Here is a 21,561-nt window from a genome sequence, read left to right as displayed (position 1 = left end):
CGTGTTCCCCTTGACTTCACGCGCAGGATATCCCACGTCCTGCCCGCCCTGAAAAGAGAGCAGTACATAGTAAACTGGTCGTTCTGCATTCTGTTCGGATGCGGGCGGGGAGGAGCAGGTCTGGCATGGCGACAAAAACGGCATCAACCAACGCAGCGCAGGAACAGGATGGTGATACCACCCTGCTTGATACGCGGTCTTCTGCAGTCAAAAAACTGATTGCCAAAGGGCGTGAGCGCGGGTGCATCACGTTTGATGAGCTCAATGCCGTTCTCCCGCAGGACAAAATGTCTTCTGAACAGATTGAAGACATTATGGCTGTGCTGTCTGAAATGGGTATTCAGGTTGTCGAAAACGAAGATAACGACAACGAAGAGGCTGAACCCAAAAAAGCCGCCGCTGAAAGCGAAGATGCAGAGGAAGAAGCTGAGACCGAAGCCGAAGCAGAATCCGAAAGCCCAACCGGCAACGTAAATGCCGAAAGCGTAGGCCGTACGGATGACCCCGTGCGTATGTATCTGCGCGAAATGGGCACAGTGGAACTGCTCTCCCGCGAGGGCGAAATTGCCATTGCCAAACGGATTGAGGCTGGCCGGGATGAAATGATTGGCGGCTTGTGTGAAAGCCCGCTGACATTCCGCGCCATCATCTCCTGGCATGAGATGATCCGTAACAATGAAATGCTGCTGCGTGACATTGTGGATCTGGAAGCCATGCAAAGTGGCGGCAACCCGTTGGAAGAAGGCGGAGACGGCACGTTTAGCGAAGCCGAAGCTGATTCTGATGCGGAAGAAGCAGAAGAACCCGAAAATGAGGGCGAAGGCGATATTGAAAGCGAAGGCAGCGGCCTTTCCCTTTCTGCGCTGGAAGAAAAGCTCAAGCCCGAAATTCTGGCACATTTTGATGAAATTGAGCCGCTTTATGCCGAACTGCGCAAGTTGCAGGTGCAGCGGATTGAAGCCCTGACATCTGGTGAAGATGTTGATGGCAATTTTGAAGAAAACTACGTTGCCCTGCGCGAAAAACTGGTGGGCAAGGTAGAGCAGGTTCACCTGCATAATAACCGGATTGAAGATCTGGTAGCCCAGCTTAAGCAGATGTTCCAGAAGCTGAACATGCTGGAAGGGCGTATGCTGCGTCTGGCAGAAAGCTGCCGTGTCTCGCGTGAAGATTTCTTGCTGAAATACCGTGGTCGTGAGCTTGATCCGGGCTGGATGGACATGGTTTCCGGCCTGTCTGGTCGTTCATGGAAGAACTTTGTGGCCAAGCACGCCAATACGGTGGTGGGGCTGCGTGATCAGGTTGCACAGCTGGCGCAGGAAACGGGGTTGCCGATTGGTGAATTCCGCCGTGTATATGCAACGGTAGCCCGTGGCGAGCGTGATTCTGCTCGTGCTAAAAAGGAAATGATTGAAGCCAACCTGCGGCTGGTTATTTCCATTGCCAAAAAATATACCAACCGCGGCCTTCAGTTCCTTGATCTGATTCAGGAAGGCAATATCGGCCTGATGAAGGCGGTGGATAAGTTTGAATACCGCCGTGGCTACAAGTTCTCCACCTATGCAACGTGGTGGATCAGGCAGGCTATTACGCGCTCCATTGCGGATCAGGCCCGTACAATCCGTATTCCGGTGCATATGATCGAAACGATCAACAAGCTGGTGCGTACTTCCCGCCAGATGCTGCATGAAATCGGGCGTGAACCGGCACCGGAAGAACTGGCTGAAAAGCTGGGTATGCCGCTGGAAAAAGTGCGCAAGGTACTGAAAATTGCCAAGGAGCCCATCTCCCTCGAAACCCCGATCGGGGATGAGGAAGATAGCCACCTGGGTGATTTCATCGAAGATAAAACAGCTATTATCCCGCTGGATGCCGCTATTCAGACCAACCTGCGTGAAGCCACAACCCGTGTTCTGGCTTCTCTTACCCCGCGTGAAGAACGCGTGCTGCGTATGCGCTTTGGTATTGGTATGAACACCGACCATACGCTGGAAGAAGTTGGCCAGCAGTTTAACGTAACGCGTGAACGTATCCGCCAGATTGAAGCCAAGGCCCTGCGTAAGCTCAAACATCCAAGCCGTAGCCGTAAGCTGCGTTCCTTCCTGGATGATAACTGATCTAAACTTTAACGCCGAATCCACAACGCGCATGAAGGTGGTTGTGACCTTCATGCGCATGTTTTCTCCGCCGCCGCACGCACCTCTGGCGTTGCCAGAAGGGTGGCATGTGCAGGAGCATCTTCGGCCCGATGTGGCTGGGTATCGGCTTTTGCAGGATCGGGTTGGGCGAGACTATTGCTGGTGGATGCGGCAGGCGGCGTCAGATGCCACTTTGGCGCGTTTTTTGGAAACAGCGCCTGTAAACATTGGCCTGTTGCGGCAAAAGCAGCAGATCCGGGGTTTTTTCGAACTGGATCTGGCAGACCCGCAATCTGTAAACCTTTCTTATTTTGGCCTTTTTCCTGAGGCGATTGGCCAAGGGGTGGGGCGCGCTTTTCTGGATAACGTGCTGCGTTTGGCATGGCAGGGTGGCCCGCAATCTGTGCGCGTCAACACCTGCACGGCAGATCATCCACGGGCGTTGGCTTTGTATCAGCAGGCAGGCTTCAAGATTATGCGGCGCGTGCAAGAGGTATGGGATGTGCCAGATCGGCTGGGCATTCCCGTTCCTCAGCATCTGCGTGTATGAATCTCTCTTGCTTTTGCTGCGTAAATATGATTGAGACTGCTCTTTCCCTGCCGGGTTCATGGCATTGGCCCGGCTATACCCGCAGCTTCAGATTTTAAAACTCTGTGGCACCGTAGGCCGGAAGGGTTCGGCACGGGTGGGTTGATTGTATCCGAAGGGAGTCAACATGCCACTTTATGAAACCGTGCTGATTGCGCGGAATGATATTTCCCAGCAGCAGGTGGATGCCATTCTTGATGGTATTGCCGCCCAGATCGAAGCCGATGGCGGTGCCGTGCGCAAGCGCGAGTACTGGGGCCTGCGCAGCCTTGCCTATCGTATCAAAAAGAACCGCAAGGGCCACTACGCTCTTCTGGGTCTGGAAGCACGTTCTGAACTGGTGAAAGAAATTGAACGCCAGCTCGCTCTGAACGAAGACGTTCTGCGTCTGCTGACACTGCGCGTTGAAGAAATCGACGAAACTCCGTCTCCGGTTCTGTCCCGCAAGGGTGATGACCGTGGTGACCGTGGCGGCTTCCGTGGTCCTAAGCAGGCCGGTGGTCGTTTCGAAAGTGGCCGTGGCCGTCGCAGCGGTGGTGAAGACCGCAGCAACGCTGAACAGCCAGCTGACAACGCAGCAGCGGAGTAATCCAGAATGTCTGATACAATGGAAGTAAACCCCGCCGCCCGTCGCCCGGCCGTGGGTGCGCGTCGTCCGTTCTACCGTCGTCGCAAGTCTTGCCCGTTCTCCGGCCCCAACGCGCCGAAGATCGATTATAAAGACGTGCGTCTGCTCAGCCGCTTCCTGTCCGAACGTGGCAAGATCGTGCCGAGCCGCATCACGGCGGTTTCCGCAAAGAAGCAGCGTGAACTGGCACAGGCTATCAAGCGTGCCCGCTTCCTGGCTCTGCTTCCCTACGTTGTAAGCTGAGGGAGCGATCAATGGCTGCTACAGAAGTAATCCTGCTTCAGCGCGTCGAACATCTGGGTCAGATGGGCGATGTGGTGAAGGTACGTCCGGGTTTTGCCCGTAATTATCTGCTGCCACAGGGCAAGGCTATTCGTGCAAACGATGCCAACCGTGCCCGTTTTGAGCGTGAACGCGCTCAGCTGGAAGCACAGAACATCAAGCGTCGTGAAGAAGCTGAACGTCTGTCCGAACGGATGGAAGGTCTGGCTGTCATCCTGATCCGTCAGGCTGGTGATAGCGGCAGCCTGTATGGTTCCGTCAGCACGCGTGACGTTGCGCAGGCTGTTACGGAAGCAGGCTTCACCATTTCCCGCCAGCAGGTTTTCCTTGCACACCCCATTAAGTCTCTGGGGCTGTACGAAGTGAAAATCGCGCTGCACCCAGAAGTGGTTGTGCCGGTTATCGTTAACGTGGCGCGTTCTGAAGAAGAAGCAGAACGTCAGGCACGTGGCGAAGCAGCTTCTCCTGAAGAAGAAGCTGAAAGTGCTGGTGATGATGCCGTTGTTGAAGGCGAACTCATTACCGACCCAGCAGAAATTGCTGAAGCAGAAGCTGCACCGGCAGAAGCTAACGCTTAATTTGCCGTTTGCATTTTCATGCGGAAGAAGCCCGGAAAAGAATTTTCCGGGCTTTTTTTTGCGCGTATGCTGCAATCAATTTTCTGAAGGAGACGCGGCATGAAGCAAGTTCTTGATCGCATTCTGCAACACTTTATCGCAGATGGTCAGTTGCAGGTGCGCTGGCCGGATGGCACCACAAGCTTTTATAAAGGGCGTAATCCCGGCCCTTCAGCCGGTGTGGTTCTGCATAATCAGGCGGCCGTGCGGGCAATGGTGATCAATCCGGGGCTGGGTTTTGGTGAAGCCTATATGGACTCTCACCTCGATCCGCTGGATTGCACACTCTACAATCTGCTGGATGTGCTGATGCTGAACGCCATGCGCCCCGGTGGCCATGTGGCAGAACGTCTGGCATCGGCTCTGCGGTATGTGCGCCGTGGGTGGATTCAGTTTAACCCAATCAAGCGTGCGCAGCAGAATGTGGCGCATCATTATGATTTGGATAACCGCCTGTATTCTTTGTTTTTGGATAAAGACTGGCAATACTCCTGCGCTTATTTCCGCCATGGCACAGAAACGCTGGATGAGGCGCAAGAGGCCAAAAAGCACCATATTGCGGCCAAGCTGCTGCTAGATCGGCCGGGTTTGGAGGTGCTGGATATTGGGTGTGGTTGGGGCGGTATGGCCCTTACGCTGGCCAAGGATTACGGTGCGATTGTTACCGGCATTACCCTTTCCCAAGAACAGTTGGCTTTTGCCCGCCAACGCGCCAAGGATGAAGGGCTGGAAGGGCGCGTGCGGTTTGAGCTGCTGGATTACCGCAACCTGCATCGGCGGTTTGATCGCATTGTCTCGGTAGGTATGTTCGAGCATGTGGGCGTTGGGCATTACCGGCAGTTCTTTGATGTTATCAAAAACGCACTTGTGGAAGATGGCGTGGCCCTTGTGCATTCCATTGGCCGCAGTGATGGGCCGGGCACAACAAACCCGTGGGTGAACAAATATATCTTCCCCGGTGGGTATTCTCCAGCACTGAGCGAGGTTTTTGCCGCAGTTGAGCCAACTGGCCTGTGGGTAACGGATTGTGAAATCCTGCGGCTGCATTACGCAAAAACCATTGCCATCTGGCGTGAGCGGTTTGAGGCCAAGCGTGCAGAAGCTGTTGCGCTGTATGATGAACGCTTTGCGCGGATGTTTGAATTTTACCTTAACGCCGCTGAACTGGCTTTCCGTGTGCAGGGGCACATGAACTTCCAGCTCCAGCTTTCACGTTCTATTTCTGCCGTGTCGTTTACGCGGGATTATATTGCCGCAGCCGAAAAAGAATAAGGCGCTTTATTGAGCCGATAGGGCAAAATGCGCGCGCGCCAAGCGGTCAAACTCTGCAACATCCAGAGTTTCCGCGCGGCGCGTGCCATCTATCTCTGCAGCTGCCAAAAGCTTATCACCGTTCAGGCCTTTTAAGGCGCCGCGCAGCATTTTGCGCCGCTGTCCAAAGGCTGCTGCCGTTACCCGTTCCATTGCTTTAAAAAGAGCAGGCTCAGGTTGCTGGGCATGAGGTGTAATGCTGGCAACGGCAGACCATACAGCTGGAGGGGGTGAAAACGCACCCGGCGGCAGCTTCATAACAATCGCACAATCTGCACACCATTGGGCCAGCACCGCAAGGCGCCCGTAATGTTGGCTGTTGGGGGTGGCGCAAATGCGTTCTGCCACTTCCAACTGAAACATCAGTGTCAGCCGTTCCCACGCATTACCTTGGCGCAGCCAGCCAATAAGCAATGGTGTGGCCACATTGTAAGGCAGGTTGGCAATAATCTGCCGTGGTGCGGGGCACAGTTCTGTAAGGTCGCACTTTAGGGCATCGGCTTCTACCACCTTGAGGCGGTTAGGGTAAAAGCCTGCCAGTTCCTGAATAACCAGCACTGCGCGGCTATCAAGCTCCACCGCCGTTACGGATTCCGCTGGGCCGTGCAGCAGGGCACGCGTCAGCCCGCCGGGGCCGGGGCCAACTTCTACAACGTGGCGGCCTTTCAGGTTGCCTGCCAGTGTTGCAATGCGTTCTGTTACACCCGGATCAAGCAGAAAGTGCTGGCCAAGGGCTTTGCGTGCATCCAGCCCGTGCCGATGGATAACATCGCGCAGGCTTTCCAGAGGGGCAGACAGGGCCTTATACCCCCTTCAGCTTGATGTGCTTGTCAATAATGGCGCGGCGGTGCAGGTCACTATCCAACTGGCGGGCGGCCTGTTCCACACGTTCATTCATCAACTGGTCAGCAATTTCGCTGGGTGAGCGGTTGGAAAAGTTCTTTTCCTTTTTGGTGCAGACCATCAACAGATCGATCCCATCGCGCGAGACCAGAGGGCGCGATACCTTGCCTTCGGGCAGATCAGCCAGCAGAGACTGCATTTGTGGGTTCAGGCGTTCCAGCGGCATTTCACCCGGATCTGTGGGGCGCTTTTCGCCTTCGGCCTTGTTAAGGGCCTCCATTTCCGTGCAGCTATGGGTGTTCTGGATAACCTGCATGGCCTTTTGCAGCGTAGATTCCTGCTGCGGCGTAATGTGCTGCGGGTCTAGCGGGGTATCAAAGGAAAGGAACACCTGCCGAATGGTGATCAGGTGGCCCATTTCGTGCCCGATAACACGCTTGCCATTAAGGGTGATGATAACATACCCGCCCGGCACCTTGATGGGGTTAGAAATAGCCCCAACGCCCACGGGCATCTGCCGCACCACCTGAACCACTGCGGGGTCAAGCTCATCTTCCTGCACCCAGCCCATGGACCCACCATCCAGCGCTGTCTGACTTTGAGAAAACTGAGCCGCCACAATGGGGAAGGGTGCGCCCTTACGCAGTTCCTGAATAACGGTGTTGGTGAAATCCAGCTCTTCCTGATCGTGCCGGGGATCTTCCACTTTTACAAAAATTTCGGCCAGTTCGTATTCCGTACGGCCTTCCTCACGCTTGAGCGCGGCCTGACGCTGGGCAATATCCTGCGCAGATACGCGTGAGCGCGCGCCCAGTTCCTGCCGGAGCACCTGAATCCAGCCAATCTGCACCCGGATCTGGTCGATCAACGTGGTGAGGGATACGCCATCTTGCGCCAGATGCTCACGCAATGTGCCTTCGGGCATGCCGTTGCGCCGCTCAATATTGGTAATGGCGCCCGCAATCTGTTCGGGCGGCACGTTGATATGGCGGCTGAGAATTTCCTGCGTGCGCAGGCGTTCATCAATAAGCTGGCGGATAATCTGGGGCCGCAGCCGTGCCATCAGATCAGGCGTAAGGGGCAGGCCGGTAGAAAGGGCAAACAGTTTGCCGCGGTTATCAACATCGCGCTTGGTCAGCGGAATACTGTTGATAACCGCCAGAATCATATCATCTGGTTCTGGCTGGGCCGGTGTTGCTGTTTGCTGCGTTGCCGCGCTGGAGGTGTGCCGTGTTGCTGCCTGCGCGTACGGTGCGCCAGCAATGGCGGGAACAGTAAGCGCGGCAAGGGAACAACAGGCCAGTGCAAGGGAACGCAGGCGCATACGGAACAGTCTTTCAGCTTTCTGCCAGATCGGGAACTCTGTTCCCTGATACCGGAGCGCGAGGCATTTTTGAAGCAGTTCTTACTTAAGGCCGAAAGACCCAAGCGTTTTCAGGCTAAGGGTGAACAGGAAGGTGGAGTTACGCTGCTGCCCACCAATGGTGGTGTACTGCTTGAGATACATGAAATCGAGCCCGAAGCAGTCATTCGTATATCCGATATCTCCACCCAGAGAGACAAATTCACGACGGGAGAGGCTACGGCGCGCAAAGCCGGAAAGATGCCAGTTATCCCAGTCGGAAGAGAAGCCGCCACTGATTTCGTTTGTGCGTACAGTGTATAGCTGGTTCGGGTTGTAGGAACGATAGTTGGTGGCGAAATAGTAATAGGGTGTTACCGGTTCATATACATATCCGCCACGGATACGGAAATGCGGCACCCCGGCGCTGAACAGGGCATCACCAAAGTTGAATTTGCCGGTGTAGGGGTCAAGCCGCATACGGGCGTTGAAGTCAAAATATTCGTTGGGTGAAACACGGGCGCGCGCCACAATATCCGAAATATGATGGTCTAGGCCAGAATAGGGCAGGCGATCATGTTCGATATGTTCCTGGAAGCTTTCACCGGCCAGCAGGTCCACTTCATGGCCATCCCATGTCCAGTTGGCATGTACCCCAATGTTACCGCGCAGGCCGCCATCCAGCCTGTCTGTGCCCTGATAGCGGTTGAGCGAGAACAGCGTTGAATCCGTAAATTCATAGGACATACTGTCTTCGTTCGGAATCATGTCCGTTGCGCCCATGCCGGTATTGGGGGCGTAAATGGCCTGCACAATAGGTTCGATCAGCTGCGTGCCACGGCCATGTTCAAAGCTGCGTACAAACGGCCAGTTTGTTTTCAATGCAATGGTTGGCAGTACCTGTCCGCTTACAATCGTGCGTGAAGTTTTATAGTAGTTGGGCTGCTGGTACAGCTTGCGGGCGCGGTAGACCATGGAATCAAGCCGCAATGTCAGCAGGAATTGCTGCCCTTGGCGGGAGCGCCACAGCCTATCCCAATTCAGCTGCAATTCACCGCGCTGATCGGCAGTCCCGTTTTCACGATACACGTAAAAATCGGTGGTGTTTACACTGGTGCGTCCGCCCAATGCATCGGGCTGACCAACAAAGCTATAGGTATAACGTGGGAGTGCCCACGGCAGATCGGTGTTGTGAATGACACCTTTGTTCAGGCCCTGATAGTACTGCCCATCAATACGAGAGTAAGAACCCGTGCCAAAGCCTTCAATATAGGCGTTGGAGTTCAGGGTATCAGACCCGTAGCCCTGCACACGATAATCACGCATATAGTCAGCAGAGGTGGCCAGATTGATGTTGGCCCCGGCGCGCCAGTGCTTGTCTATAGAAAACTGGCCGCGGGCAAACAGATAGCCCTGCACACCATGGTTGCCGCCACGGCCCACATCATCACCAAAGCCGTTGGTATAGCTGTTACTGCGGTGCGTATCGTAAGCCAGACCGCCCTGAATGTTGATCTTGCCGAAGTTGAAGAAGTTTCGGTACTGCGCGCTGATCTGTGGTCCTGTTTTGGTGGAGAACAGGCCCTGCACAGTCAGATCAGACTGATCATCAATCACCCAGTAATACGGGATGGTGAAATACGTGCCCAAGTAACGGTCATGCGGTGTGATGCCGGGCATGAGGAACCCGCTGTGCCGCTTGGCGGAGGGGTCTGTCATGGAGAAATAGGGCAGGTAGATGACTGGAATGCCCAGAATATCCAGATAGGCATCACGGAAGTCGATCTTCTGATGTTCCAGATCCTGCGTGGCGTCATAGGCGCGGAACTGCCAGAAGGGCGCACGGGTTTTGTCTTTTTCGCAAATTTCGCAGGCCGTATAAACGGCGCGGCTCATCACGTTAATCTTGCCTGCCGTGCGTCGCAGGCCGTTGGCTGCCAGTTTGGCGTTGTCCTGCATGGTGGCATTCACGTGCATCATGATGCCATCCTTCATGCCGCCCGAAAGTTCGGCATAATGGGTGTACAGCACGGAACCATCTGGCTGGATGGTGGCTACATTGCCGCGTGCAGCTATAACGCCGGTATCGCGGTCATACACAATGCGGTCTGCTCGCAGCACATGGTCGCCCTGCCAGACCTGGACGTTGCCAGTCCAGGTAACGGTGTGCTCAACATCGTTGTAGTCAACCTTGTCGGCCTGAAAGGTTGCCGGTTCATCGGGAGATGTCGGGCGGCCGGTATTCAGGTGCATCACCTGCGGGCGGAACTGCGCATGCGCATGTTTGGGCGGGCTGAAAAAAAGGCACGCGGCCATGCTCCCCAATGCGGTGGCCGCACTGAGGGTGGAACGACGGCGCAGCAAAGGGCTGCGGAAAGGCCGGCGGGCCACGGTCAATCAGCCATCCTCCAAATGAAGCAGCAACGAAACAGCCAGACACAACCCAGCCAGCGTAGGGGCCCATGCAGCCAGCATTGGAGGAAGTGCCCCCGAATTACCGAACTGCTCTGCAACCTTGGATACGGTGAAAAGCAGAAAACCAGCCGCAACGCCAGACCCGATCATGCGGGCAACGCCTCCGCGCCGTGATGGACGCATGGAAAAACCCGCCGCAACCAGTGCCATTGTGCCCGCCAGCATAGGCAATGCCAGCAGTGATTGAAAATGAATACGATGCCGAATAGACGAAAAACCAGAGCGATCAAGCAGGGAAATAAAGCCCGGCAGCGCCCAGACGGAAAGCGTTTCGGGGGAAGAAAAACTTTCCTGCACACGGTTGACCGTTAAATCTGTGGGCAAATCAATCTGGCCAACGGGGTGCAGCAAATCATTCGGCCGCACGACCGAGGCATCACTTAAAATCCATTTCAATGTTCCCAGATAGCCTTCAGGAGCTTCGATTCGCATCATCAGCTTGTCCTGATGATCAAGACGGAACACGCTCACATTACGGATACGGAGCAAGCCATCCTTAAGCTGCACGCCACGTGCATGCAGCATGGCAACGCCGTGCGGATCATACTGACTATCTGATTGCCGCAGCCATAAGGAGCCGCTGGAGAGGCTGAGTGGCCCACCGCCGGTACGCAGATATTGCTGGTCCAGTTCTTCCGCCCGGCGATACATGGATGAAGAGACCGGAGAAACCAGAGTGGTAAAAACAGCGCCAATCAGCATGGCGCAGGCAACCGGGGCGGTTAAAAACTGCCATGCAGAAATACCAGCCGCACGCGCCACAATCAGTTCGGAAGAACGGGTTAGCCGCCAGAAGCACACAATCCCGCCCAGCAGCATGCCAAAAGGCAGAATTTCCGTGGCAAAATAGGGAACGTGAAGCGCTGCAATTTCTGTTACCACATTGGTGGAAACATCTGGTTTGGTGGCCACGCGGCGCAGCAGGTCAATAAAGTCAAACAGGCAGACAATGCCGGTAAGAGAGGCAATCATTGCCACAACAGAAAACACAAACTGCCGCGCGATATAGCGGGAGAGGGTAACGGCAACAATCATCAGGCCGGAAGCCCCTTCAGTTTTGTGTCAGACGGGCAGAGGCGCGATCTGCCAGCATTTCCGGAATGAACAGTATGCCTGCGCATATCAGCCCCGGCAGTAATGCCACAAGCGGAATAAGCGGGATAAGGGCCATGTTTCGGCTGGCCAGATTTTGCAGCAACAGGTTGATAGCCAATAGCCCCACAACTGTCAGCACCGCAGCAAGGGGCCGCTTGATATTGCCGTAGCGGGAAAAAGCCCCGCGCAGCACGGCAACCAGCCCCACCATGGCAAAGGAAAAGCAGGTAAGGGGGGATGTCAGGCGGCGCCAGCCTTCTACCTTGAACTTGCCTGTATCGCGCTCAGAAACCTGTTGGGGGTCTGGGTGCAGCAGTTCCCCCAAAGACATTTCAGCAGCATCCCTAAACCGGGCGTCTTCCTGATGTGCGGAAGACAAATCCATGGAATCCTGCTTAAAAACCAGCATGTTCAGGCGGCCTGTCTTATGGTCGATCACCTGTCTGGAGCCATCGTACAGGATCACGCGCGGGGTATCATTCACGATCATCATGGACCCATGATTGGCCAGAATTGTGGCCTGATTACCCGGTTGCCGATCATCTTCCACCATAATGCCGTGCAGCGTGCCATCGTGGCTGCGGGAGCGGATATAAACCGTCATGGCATCCGAAACCTTGGTGAACACCCCCTCTTGCAGCATGAAGGCGGCCATCTTGTTGCGGATATCAAATTCGTATTGCCGGAAGGCATGGTAGGATGTGGGCACAATCCACAGGTTGAGCAAAAAGCCCATAATGGTGGCCATAAGCGCGCAGCCAAGCCCCGCCCTTGCCAGTGCGAACTGTGAAAGCCCAGCCGCCTGCATAACCGTAAGTTCACGGTCTCCCGCTAGCCGTTGATATACAAACAGGCTCACCACAAAAGTGGTAATCGGCAGCACCACAGCCACAAAGGAGGGAATGAGCAGGCTGGTGAGTTCAATGAACACACGCAGTGAAAGCCCTCTGTCCACGACCAGAGAGACAAAGCGCAAAGACTGCATAAGCCAGATGAGCGCGGCCAACCCCCCGGTGGTTGCCAGCAGTGCCACCATAAGCTGGTGGAACACATACCTGTCCAGCGTGAGGAAACGCGATTTCAGCCAAGACTGAAGTGAACGGACGGTCATACGTCTGTTATCTACTTCACCTGTGCGGGAGGCAACAGCCTTATCATGCATAAAGCAGGTGGAGGCATGTTGCTCTGGCGCGGTTTTTCTTAAAAACTGACAGTTTTATTGGCGCAAACTCTCAAAAATCTGCGTTTTCTTTTTTCGGTTTCCGCAGAATTTCTAGAATAGAAGAATCACACCACCAGCAGCTGTGTTGTCGCTTTCCTTGTAAGGGCCATGGGCGGCAGAAGATGTATGTGTGTATTCGCCCACCAGATTCAGCCAGTCTGTCAGCTTGTAAAAGACAGCGCCAACTTCAGACTGGTTGCGCCGTACAAGGGTGGGGCTGTTTTCGCCCGGAGCCTGATACAGATTACTCACGCCGTAACTGCCCACCAGCTTAAGCCTTTTGGTTACGTGGTAGGCGCCCTGCACGTAATACCCTTCGGATGCGCGTTTGCGGCCATTTTGCCCAACGCCATCAAAGAACAGCCCGGTCGTGCCCAGCCCGCTGCCGCGATAGTAATAGGCCACACCTTCAAGCGGCCCATAGGTGACCTTGGTGCCGATATCGCCAGCTTCTGCCATGGCGCCCTTGCGGCTGTCCGTATTCAGCAACGTGCTTTGTAGGCCCTGCTGATGCTGGATCAGGAAGCTGGCCCAGATACGCGTTTGCACCTCACCCACTTTGAAATCATACGTAACCTTGCCCTGCACCATGGGGGAGGAATGATGCTCGGAAGAGGCAGACAGATTGCTTCCGGCAAAATTGAATTCATCCAGCGGCTGGAAGATACCAACGGTGCCCTGAAAGCCGTGAATTGTAGGTGAGGCATAGGAAATTTGCGGGATCCAGTCTGCATACACATAGCCTACGCCAATACGGCCCAGAGATGTGTTGCCCGGAGCAGCATTGTTGCCAGAAGCCCCCACGCTCAGCAGCGTAGCATCGTTCAGGATGGCATCGGAGCCAAACAGTGCCAGATCACGCCCGACCTTGAATGTGCCGATATTCTTGTTGCCAAACGTGACGTAAACCTGACGAAGATCGATACCAGCAGTGCCAAGACCAACGGGGCTACCGCCCGTGTTGGCATTAAAGGCCCCGTTCTTGGCGTTATCAATGCCCGGATACATGCCCAGAACGGCAGAAATATCCATGCCGCGCTGCACGGTGCTAAGCTTGAGCACAAAGCCGGCAGGCAGCAGGCCGTTACGTACGGCAGAAGAATCAAACCCACTGGAACCGGTGGAAACACCACCAGCCACAGCTTGCCCACCAGCAGGGCTGTTATAGGTGTAAAACCCGTTTACAAAGCCGGAAAGGTTGATGTTGATGGGGCCTGCCATAAAGGTAAGGCCTTTGCCGGCCACGTATTTTGCCACGCGCACCACATCGTTGCCTTTAAGAGATTTGGCTGCTTCTTCAGCAGAGCGTGCGCTGGCTTCTGCACGTTCTGCAGCACTTTCGGCCCGCATGCCGGAATCTTCTGCGCCGGGGTCAAACTTGATGCCGGGTTCGTATTCATCACTGCCCGCACCGTGTCCGGCATGAGCCACCATGCGGTGCCGTGTGCCCGAAGCCGCTGCCGTGCGGCCAGAGCCAGAACCACCTCTGCCACCTGAAGATGCACGCTCGGTTTGTGCTGGGGCAGAGTGGCGCACATGTTTGGCAAGCAGCGTGTCGTATTCATGCTTGGTCAGGCTACCTTTGGCGCGCAGCACGTCCAGCAGATCGCTATAATCATCAGCCAGAGCAGCTTTTGGCAGCATGGCAGGCGAACCAGCAACCGATGCGGCCATAACCGTGGCAACCAGCGCCTTTTTTCCCGATGCCATAAAACTGTGCTCCCCTAAAAACCTGCTCTCTCTTACTGTGGATCAGACTTCCTGCCGTCAATACGGCGTAAAAAGGCAGCAGATGTGTGAGCTGTGGGGGTAACGATGCAGCAAAACCGAATGCATTGGTAGAAAATTTCCGGCCGTGCGCTGCTGCGTGAGTGGCAAAATGTATTGGTTCCATAACGGAATGGAATAAATAATAATTTTTAATATCAAGGAATTATAAGTTGATTCTCTGCGTTGGAAACAGAGCGGAAAACAGTATGAATTAAAAATGACGTAAGCAGTTTTGGCTATAAAATGCTATACACACAGCACAAAAAGTGAAGAAAAGTGCACGCACAAAAGTTCCCATCATCACGGAATTTTTATTGTTATAACAATAATTTACATGTCCTTCAGGCCCTGTTTGTAAGTGGTGGCGCAAAAGGGCGCAGGAATTCTTCCGTAATTGCAGTACCTTGCAACACGGTTTGCCATTATGCCGCCGTGTTCGCGCTGCACAGCACATTTTGGTGTCCTGAATTCAAACTTGGCCGGGCGGGGCGTGTTGTTCTGCCAAATCAGTAACGAAAGCAAACACAGTGTCGGCGGAAAAAGAAAAACACAGTCAGGCTTTGGCTCAAGGCGCTCAGCAGCAGGTTGTTTCTGCTCAGCCCGTCGTAACTGTGCCGGATGAAGAATTGCCACACTATGCTGGGCGGCCTGTAGCCTTTCTGCTGCGTTATATGCGGCACCGGCCTGTGGGGCATGCGTTGGTATTTGGCTCCGTAGGGCTGGCCATTGGCTGCATTGTGCTATCATCCAACGGTATTCGCCGCTTGGTGGACCTTATGACAGGCACATCCCCCACGGGAGATGTTATGGCTGTGTGGTCTGCCGTTGGGGTGCTGATCGGCCTGATTGTGGCAGACAATATCTCCTGGCGTATTGCCGGGTGGTTTGCGGCCCGCACTTTTGTGGCGGTTACAGGGGATATCCGGCAGGATCTGTTCCGTTTTCTCACTGGCCATTCTCCCGCTTATTTTGCAGACCGCATGCCCACATCTCTTGCCGCGCGTATTGCGACCGCTGGCAATGTCAGCTTCACCATAGAAAACCTATTGGCATGGAGCGTGTTGCCACCCAGCCTGAACGTTCTGCTTTCTGTTGCGCTGATGTTGTCTGTCAGCACCATTATGGGCAGCGTAACTGTGGTTTTGGCTGTTGGCCTGTGTTTTCTCATGTTCCGTCTGGCCGTAAGGGGCCGCAAACTGCACGGAGATTACGCAGCCGCAGCCGCCGGGCTGGAAGGTGAAACACTGGATGTGATGGGCAACATCGCGCTGGTGCGGGCCTTTGGCATGCGCAACCGTGAGCGCGAGCGGTTTAATGCCCTGACGCAACGGGAAATGGGCGAACGCCTGAAGTCTCTGCGCTATATGGAAAAGCTGCGCATGATCCATGCGTTGTTAACGGCTGTGCTTACCACGGGTTTGCTTATCTGGGCTGTGTTGCTGTGGCAATGGCAGCAGGCCACCGTAGGGCAGGTGGTCATGATTATCACGCTGGGCTTTGCCATTCTGCACGGCACGCGGGATCTGGCTTTATCTATGGTAGAAACCATCCAGCATAATGCCCGGCTTTCAGAAGTGCTTTCCTCGCTGCTGGTGCCGCATGATATGCCAGATGCCGAAAACGCCGTGCCGATGAAGGGCCCTGTGTTGGGTGATGTGCAGTTTCGGGATGTGGTGTTTGCGTATCCGGGTGGCGCTGCGGTGCTGGACCATTTTAACCTGCATATTCAGGCAGGCACCCGCGTGGGGCTGGTGGGGCGTTCTGGTTCTGGCAAAAGCACAGTGCTGGCTCTGTTGCAGCGTATGCGTTTTGTGCAGTCTGGCAGTGTGTTGATAGACGGGCAGGATATTCGTGATCTTACAGAAGATGCGCTGCGGGCCTGCCTTTCCATTGTGCCGCAGGATGTTTCTCTGCTGCATCGCTCTGTAATGGAAAACATCCGCTACGGCAGGCCTGATGCTACGGATGCAGAAGTGCGTGCTGCTGCCGCGGCTGCAGGATGTGCTGCATTTATTGAGGAACTGTCTGAAGGGTTTGATACCATTGTAGGGGACAGAGGCGTGAAGCTGTCTGGCGGGCAGCGCCAGCGTATTGCCATTGCGCGTGCCTTTTTACGCAATGCCCCTATTCTTATTTTGGATGAAGCCACCAGCGCGCTGGATACAGAAAGCGAGCAACATGTGCAGCAAGCGCTGGACAGGCTGATGGTTGGGCGCACGGTTATTGCTGTAGCGCACAGACTTTCCACCTTACAAAACTTTGACAGAATCGTTGTGATGCAGGAAGGCAGGATTATTGAGGATGGTTCTCCTGCACAACTTGAACAGCAGGATGGCCCGTACAGGCAGTTTCTTAACAGGCAGATGACACACGCATAATGATAACGACACAAACACCACAGGCGTGGAAAAACCTGCGACCCGAAGGGCGTGGTGAAGCACGAGGTGCTCTTGCAGCCTACGCTTACCAGCAGATACGCGACAGGCTGATTTACTGTCATTATCAAGGTGGTGAGCGCCTGGTTCTACGCCCGCTTGCAGCTTCATTGGAGTTAAGCCCGACCCCGGTGCGTGAAGCATTGTTGCGCTTGGTTTCAGAGCAGGCGCTGGAACTGGATGAACGCAATACGGCCCGTGTACCCACCACCACGCGTACTCTGTTTTTGGAAATTCATGGCGTGCGGGGCGATCTGGAAGGCCGCATAACCCGAGATCTGGCTGCGCATATTACTCCTGAACAAATTGCGGTGCTGCGTGAAAAGCATCGGGATTTTATTGTGGCCTATGAAAAAGCAGATCCACACGCCACGGCTGTGGCCAATGCCATTTTCCATAGTACTGCAGCAGGTTTTTCCCGCCTGTTGTTTACGGTAGGGATTATCCGCGGGTTATGGGCACGTATGGGGCCAATTTATGCGGCAGCTAACAGCTTGCCCACACTTAGCCCGGCAGACCCCAACCACCCGCATCTGCAAATTCTGGCTGCGTTTGAAAAGCGCGATGTGGATGCTGCAACAGACGCATTGCAGCGTGACTTTCTGCAAGCCAGAGAATGGCTGGAGCCTTTGCTGCCCGAAGAGCAGCCGGTAACAGTTTGAATATGAAGTAAAATATACAAGCCTGCCACACCATGAAGATGAGGCAGGCTTGTATATTTATGTGTGGGCAAACACCCCTACACCAAAGCTAGACAATCAGGCCGGTTTGGTTTTGCCACCAGCCGAAGGTTTGCCTGATGCAGCATTTTTGGCCTTGTTGTCTGCCTTGTCAGACAGACCCGGCACTTCCACATCAATTTCCAGCATGGAGCAATGCGCACCACGGTCCAGCTTGATCTGAACCTTGTCCTGATCAACAGCAACGTGCCGCTTGATAACTTCCATGATCTCGCGGTGCAGCTGAGCCAACAAGTCATCCTTGCCGTCACCCACACTGATGCGTTCATGCGCCAGCAAAATCTGCAACCGGTCCCGCGCAACGGGAGCGGAGGAGCGGCGCTTAAAGAGGTTGGAGAGGAAGGTCATGAGACTCTCCGTTTGAACAGCCAGTCAAACAGGCCTTTGCGTTCAGTTGGAATGGTAACTTCCACTTTTTCACCCAACAGGCGGCGCGCTGCTTCTGCATAGGCGCGGGCCGGGGCGCTTTCCGGTTCAGCAATGGTAACAGGGGCGCCCACGTTGGATGCTTTCAGAACATCCGGGCTTTCTGGAATAATGCCAAGCAGTGGAATGGAAAGAATTTCAAGCACGTCATCCGTAGCCAGCATGTCACCGCGTGCGGCGCGCTGGGGGTCGTAACGTGTCAGCAGCAGGTGCTTTTCAATTTTTTTGCCGCTTTTGGCTTTTTCCGTTGTGCTGTCCAGCATGCCGATCATGCGGTCACTGTCTCGCACAGAGGAAACTTCCGGGTTGGTGACAATAACAGCCATATCTGCATGGTGCATGGCCATTTGCGCGCCGCGTTCAATACCTGCGGGGCTATCACAGATCACCCAGTCAAACTTTTTGCGGAGTTCTTCAATAACCTTGGCAACGCCCTCTGTTGTCAAGGCATCTTTATCCCGCGTCTGGGAGGCCGGGAGAAGGGAGAGGGTATCAATCCGCTTATCCTTGATAAGCGCCTGTGCCAGATTGGCGTCACCCTGAATAACGTTAATCAGGTCAAACACCACGCGGCGTTCTGCCCCCATAACCAGATCAAGATTACGCAGCCCGACGTCAAAATCTACCAGCACAACTTTCTGGCCGGTTTTGGCCAGTGCGGCTCCCAAGGCTGCGGAGGTTGTGGTTTTACCCACACCACCTTTGCCTGACGTGACGACCAGAACCTTTGCCATCAGTATTCCTTTTTATATCTCTGCGGGATCATCTGGATTGAAGCCATGATGACCTTGTATGGCGATAACATGACAAGCTGCATCTAAAAAGAAAACTGCCAATGTCTATTTGGTGTTAGTTTTCTTTTTCTTTACGTTTTTTAGGGCAGCGGACGGAACAAAAGGGCTTCCCCCGAAAGTAAAACCTGTGCGGGTTTTTCTGTGCAGGCGGGGTCCATTTCCTCCGCCGTGGCATAGAATCCATCTATGGCGACAAGCTCGGCAGCCAGATTGCGGGTGTAAATGCGGGCATTGCCGTGCCCGCCAATGCCTGCAATGGCCCGCCCGCGCAGGGCACCATAAACATGGATAGACCCGCCGGCAGAAACTTCCGCCCCAGAGGCCACAGCGCCCAGAATAACCACATCACCATCTGGCCAGACAATGTGCTGGCCAGAGCGCACCGGGTCTTCTATCAGCAGGGTTGTGGGTTCTGGCGGGCCTTCGGGTTCTTCTTCCGGCGCGGTAATGGGGCCGGAGGAACGGCCACCGACCGGGCTTTCTGGCCATTCCCAATCAGCTACGGCTGGCCATGAGCGATCACCGTTTTCTATGCCCAGCACGCGTATGCCGCGTTCTTTGAGCGCTGGCAGCAAAAAGGCAAGGTTGGGGGTGTCGGCCTGCATCATGCTCAGATCAAGAATGACAGGCTTGCCAGCAAAAAAGCCAACAGACCGTGTGATCTGATGATCCAGCGCCACCAGCCAATCTTCCAGCGGGGCTTCTGGCGTGAGGGTGAGCGCCAGAAAAGAGCGCCCGGACATACGGATACGGGGGAGTGGGGGATGTGTGCCGGACAAGAACAGCCGCTCTCGAAATAAAGATCAGGAATAACAGATGCACAGGATAATGGCGTTATAGTGCAGTTGGGAAGTGTCTGTTACGCATTGGATGCATGAAGGCAAGGGGATGGTGGGAATTTGATGTGCTTTCATGCTGTTTTCCCTCTGGCGCTGGGGCAGGCAATGGCATAAATCATCGGGTATGCGTACCCTCTTTCATTTTCCCCTCTCTCCTGCCAGCCGTACTGTTCGGCTTGTACTGGCGGAAAAGCGCCTGCCGTTTGAGGCCATTATTGAACGGGCATGGGAACACCGGCCCGAATTTCTGGCCATGAACCCAGCAGGTGATGTGCCGGTTCTGGTGGAAGATAACGGGCTGATTGTGCCGGATTCGTATGTGATCTGCGAATATCTGGAAGAAGCATATTCCGATACGCCGCTGCTGGGGCGTACGCTGGCAGAACGTGTGGAAGTGCGCCGTGTGATGGCGTGGTTTGATACGCTGTTTGCGCGCGAAGTTTCTGGCCGGTTTATTGATGAACGGGTGATGAAGCGCCTGAGCGGCCGCGGTAACCCCGATGGCACCGCACTGCGTGAGGCCTATGCCGCCATGCGCCCGCTGATGAAATACGTGAACGATCTGGCAGAAAACCGGAACTGGCTTGCAGGTAATTTTCTGTCTCTGGCAGATTTTACGGCCGCCGGGCATCTGTCCTGCCTAGATTTTATTGGCGATATTGACTGGAGCAAGGTGCCTGCCGTGCGCGATTGGTACGCACGCATGAAGTCTCGCCCCTGTTTCCGTCCGCTTCTGGCCGATCGGGTTTCTGGCATAACGCCGCCTGAATATTACACCAACCTGGATTTCTGATCTTTTGAAACACCAAACGGCGTGGCACGCGCCAGATGTGCTGGTTATTGGCGGCGGTGCCGCAGGGCTTATGGCCGCCATAACGGCAGGCCAGCGCGGGTGCAGCGTTGTTGTGGTGGAACACGGGCCGGAGGTAGGGCGCAAAATCCTTATTTCCGGTGGTGGGCGTTGTAATTTCACCAATACGGAAATGCGGGCAGATCGGTTTTTGTCTGCCAACCGGCATTTCGTAAAATCAGCGCTCAGCCGCTATAAGCCAGAAGATTTTCTGGCGCTTTTGGCCAAACATTCCATTGCATGGCACGAAAAAAAGCTGGGCCAGCTTTTTTGCGATCATTCAGCGCGGGATATTGTGTCCATGCTGCTGGCAGAATGTGCTGCAGCGGGTGTGCGTATTCTTACAGATACACGTATTCGCCACGTCAGCCGCTCTGGTGATGCTTTTCGGGTCGAGAGTTCTGCAGGTGAGTTTCAGCCAAAGGCCGTTATTTTGGCCTCCGGTGGGCTTTCCATTCCCAAATTGGGGGCCAGCAGCTTTGCGTATGATGTGGCCCGGCAATTTGATGTGCCCGTTATCAAACCAGAACCCGCGCTTGTGCCACTGGTGTTTGATCAGCCTCAGGATGGCTGGCTGAAAACACTGGCGGGTGTTTCTCTGCCCGTGCGTGTAAGCTGTGGCAAAACAGCGTTTGATGAGGCCTTGCTGTTTACGCATCGGGGGCTTTCTGGCCCAGCCTTGTTGCAGATTTCCTCCTATTGGCAGGCAGGGCAGGCCGTAAAGGTGGATATGCTGCCGGGGCAGGATTTGGCAGCATTGCTGATGGGGCTGAAAAAAGCTGGCTCCAAAGCCAAGGCTCCTGCAGCTTTGGCCCGATGGTTGCCCCAGCGTTTGGCTGCGGCCTTGGCGGCGCAAAAGGCGTCTGACCGCCCTATGGCGGAATGGGCAGATAAAGATATTCAGGCCTTGGCGCAGCGGGCTCAGAACATGCAGCTTTTCCCCACAGGTACAGAAGGCTTTGCCAAAGCAGAGGTGACGCGTGGTGGAGTAGATACACGCGCCCTGTCTTCCCGCACCATGCAGGTAGAAGCTGTGCCCTGCCTGTTTATGGTGGGTGAGGCTGTGGACGTTACGGGCTGGCTGGGTGGCTATAACTTCCACTGGGCATGGGCCAGCGGCCACGCTGCGGGGGAAGCCGCAGCGCAGTTTCGCGCCGTATAGGTT

Annotated in this window: 19 protein-coding genes; 10 read left to right on the top strand and 9 right to left on the bottom strand. The window is 54.9% G+C overall.

Translation table 11 applies throughout. The features are described 5' to 3' along the window. Positions 1 to 125 precede the first annotated feature (125 nt). The 6 genes from rpoD (at position 126) to ABNV41_RS06380 (ending at position 5,526) form a co-directional block, all read left to right on the top strand. Positions 126 to 2,117, top strand: coding sequence for an RNA polymerase sigma factor RpoD (gene rpoD, locus ABNV41_RS06405; protein WP_050819595.1), 1,992 nt, complete (start codon positions 126 to 128; stop codon positions 2,115 to 2,117). Further along, on the top strand, positions 2,107 to 2,688 hold the full coding sequence (locus ABNV41_RS06400; protein WP_050819596.1) for an N-acetyltransferase: 582 nt from the start codon (positions 2,107 to 2,109) through the stop codon (positions 2,686 to 2,688). The genes rpoD and ABNV41_RS06400 overlap by 11 nt, the downstream gene beginning before the upstream one ends. Before the next feature lie 166 nt (positions 2,689 to 2,854). Next, positions 2,855 to 3,316 (top strand): 30S ribosomal protein S6, encoded by a 462-nt coding sequence (gene rpsF, locus ABNV41_RS06395; protein ID WP_050819597.1) that lies wholly within the window; start codon positions 2,855 to 2,857, stop codon positions 3,314 to 3,316. A 6-nt stretch (positions 3,317 to 3,322) separates the two neighbouring features. Further along, entirely contained in the window at positions 3,323 to 3,598 is a 276-nt protein-coding gene (gene rpsR, locus ABNV41_RS06390; RefSeq protein ID WP_003622836.1) for a 30S ribosomal protein S18, read from the top strand. A gap of 11 nt (positions 3,599 to 3,609) precedes the next feature. Further along, complete coding sequence (rplI, locus tag ABNV41_RS06385) at positions 3,610 to 4,215, top strand: 50S ribosomal protein L9 (protein ID WP_050819598.1); 606 nt, start codon at positions 3,610 to 3,612, stop codon at positions 4,213 to 4,215. 99 nt (positions 4,216 to 4,314) lie between these two features. After that, positions 4,315 to 5,526 (top strand): cyclopropane-fatty-acyl-phospholipid synthase family protein, encoded by a 1,212-nt coding sequence (locus tag ABNV41_RS06380; protein ID WP_050819599.1) that lies wholly within the window; start codon positions 4,315 to 4,317, stop codon positions 5,524 to 5,526. A gap of 6 nt (positions 5,527 to 5,532) precedes the next feature. Here ABNV41_RS06380 and rsmA read toward each other — a convergent pair whose 3' ends face one another. The 6 genes from rsmA to ABNV41_RS06350 all read right to left on the bottom strand — a co-directional run bounded on the left by rsmA (position 5,533) and on the right by ABNV41_RS06350 (position 14,252). Next, positions 5,533 to 6,363, bottom strand: a complete 831-nt coding sequence (gene rsmA / locus ABNV41_RS06375; RefSeq protein WP_050819600.1) for a 16S rRNA (adenine(1518)-N(6)/adenine(1519)-N(6))-dimethyltransferase RsmA — start codon at positions 6,361 to 6,363, stop codon at positions 5,533 to 5,535. Between the two features lie 4 nt (positions 6,364 to 6,367). After that, the gene (locus tag ABNV41_RS06370; RefSeq protein WP_003622844.1) at positions 6,368 to 7,732 is read right to left on the bottom strand and encodes a peptidylprolyl isomerase; all 1,365 of its coding nucleotides are present in this window, start codon (positions 7,730 to 7,732) and stop codon (positions 6,368 to 6,370) included. 81 nt (positions 7,733 to 7,813) lie between these two features. Then, a complete protein-coding gene (locus ABNV41_RS06365) occupies positions 7,814 to 10,141 on the bottom strand; it encodes an LPS assembly protein LptD (RefSeq protein ID WP_349935097.1) in 2,328 nt (775 codons plus the stop codon). A gap of 6 nt (positions 10,142 to 10,147) precedes the next feature. Continuing rightward, the gene (gene lptG / locus ABNV41_RS06360; protein WP_050819603.1) at positions 10,148 to 11,260 is read right to left on the bottom strand and encodes an LPS export ABC transporter permease LptG; all 1,113 of its coding nucleotides are present in this window, start codon (positions 11,258 to 11,260) and stop codon (positions 10,148 to 10,150) included. A 16-nt stretch (positions 11,261 to 11,276) separates the two neighbouring features. Beyond that, complete coding sequence (lptF, locus tag ABNV41_RS06355) at positions 11,277 to 12,482, bottom strand: LPS export ABC transporter permease LptF (RefSeq protein WP_080986777.1); 1,206 nt, start codon at positions 12,480 to 12,482, stop codon at positions 11,277 to 11,279. Between the two features lie 111 nt (positions 12,483 to 12,593). After that, entirely contained in the window at positions 12,594 to 14,252 is a 1,659-nt protein-coding gene (locus ABNV41_RS06350) for a porin (protein ID WP_349935071.1), read from the bottom strand. Positions 14,253 to 14,839: 587 nt separating this feature from the next. Here ABNV41_RS06350 and ABNV41_RS06345 point away from each other — a divergent pair. Together ABNV41_RS06345 and ABNV41_RS06340 are read left to right on the top strand one after the other, a co-directional pair. Beyond that, entirely contained in the window at positions 14,840 to 16,690 is a 1,851-nt protein-coding gene (locus ABNV41_RS06345) for an ABC transporter ATP-binding protein (protein ID WP_050819605.1), read from the top strand. Continuing rightward, a complete protein-coding gene (locus ABNV41_RS06340; RefSeq protein ID WP_050819606.1) occupies positions 16,690 to 17,409 on the top strand; it encodes a GntR family transcriptional regulator in 720 nt (239 codons plus the stop codon). The genes ABNV41_RS06345 and ABNV41_RS06340 overlap by 1 nt, the downstream gene beginning before the upstream one ends. 96 nt (positions 17,410 to 17,505) lie before the next feature. Here the strand turns inward: ABNV41_RS06340 and minE are convergent, their stop codons facing one another. The 3 genes from minE to minC all read right to left on the bottom strand — a co-directional run bounded on the left by minE (position 17,506) and on the right by minC (position 19,486). Continuing rightward, entirely contained in the window at positions 17,506 to 17,835 is a 330-nt protein-coding gene (minE, locus tag ABNV41_RS06335; protein WP_050819607.1) for a cell division topological specificity factor MinE, read from the bottom strand. Beyond that, positions 17,832 to 18,647 carry a septum site-determining protein MinD gene (gene minD, locus ABNV41_RS06330; RefSeq protein ID WP_003622855.1) on the bottom strand — a complete coding sequence of 272 codons (816 nt, stop codon included), beginning with the start codon at positions 18,645 to 18,647 and terminating at the stop codon, positions 17,832 to 17,834. The genes minE and minD overlap by 4 nt, the downstream gene beginning before the upstream one ends. Positions 18,648 to 18,787: 140 nt before the next feature. Beyond that, positions 18,788 to 19,486, bottom strand: a complete 699-nt coding sequence (gene minC, locus ABNV41_RS06325; RefSeq protein ID WP_012812794.1) for a septum site-determining protein MinC — start codon at positions 19,484 to 19,486, stop codon at positions 18,788 to 18,790. A gap of 184 nt (positions 19,487 to 19,670) precedes the next feature. Here minC and ABNV41_RS06320 point away from each other — a divergent pair, with 184 nt between their 5' ends. Together ABNV41_RS06320 and ABNV41_RS06315 are read left to right on the top strand one after the other, a co-directional pair. After that, the gene (locus ABNV41_RS06320; RefSeq protein WP_003628165.1) at positions 19,671 to 20,339 is read left to right on the top strand and encodes a glutathione S-transferase family protein; all 669 of its coding nucleotides are present in this window, start codon (positions 19,671 to 19,673) and stop codon (positions 20,337 to 20,339) included. A 4-nt stretch (positions 20,340 to 20,343) separates the two neighbouring features. Then, the gene (locus tag ABNV41_RS06315; RefSeq protein ID WP_050819608.1) at positions 20,344 to 21,558 is read left to right on the top strand and encodes an NAD(P)/FAD-dependent oxidoreductase; all 1,215 of its coding nucleotides are present in this window, start codon (positions 20,344 to 20,346) and stop codon (positions 21,556 to 21,558) included. Positions 21,559 to 21,561 lie beyond the last annotated feature (3 nt).

It is taken from the genome of Acetobacter sp. A11-2 (genome assembly GCF_040208445.1).
GTDB classification, from domain to species: Bacteria; Pseudomonadota; Alphaproteobacteria; order Acetobacterales; family Acetobacteraceae; genus Acetobacter; species Acetobacter oryzoeni.
The sequence above is the reverse complement of the archived record's forward strand: the minus strand, read 5'-3'. Positions and strand labels throughout refer to the sequence as shown.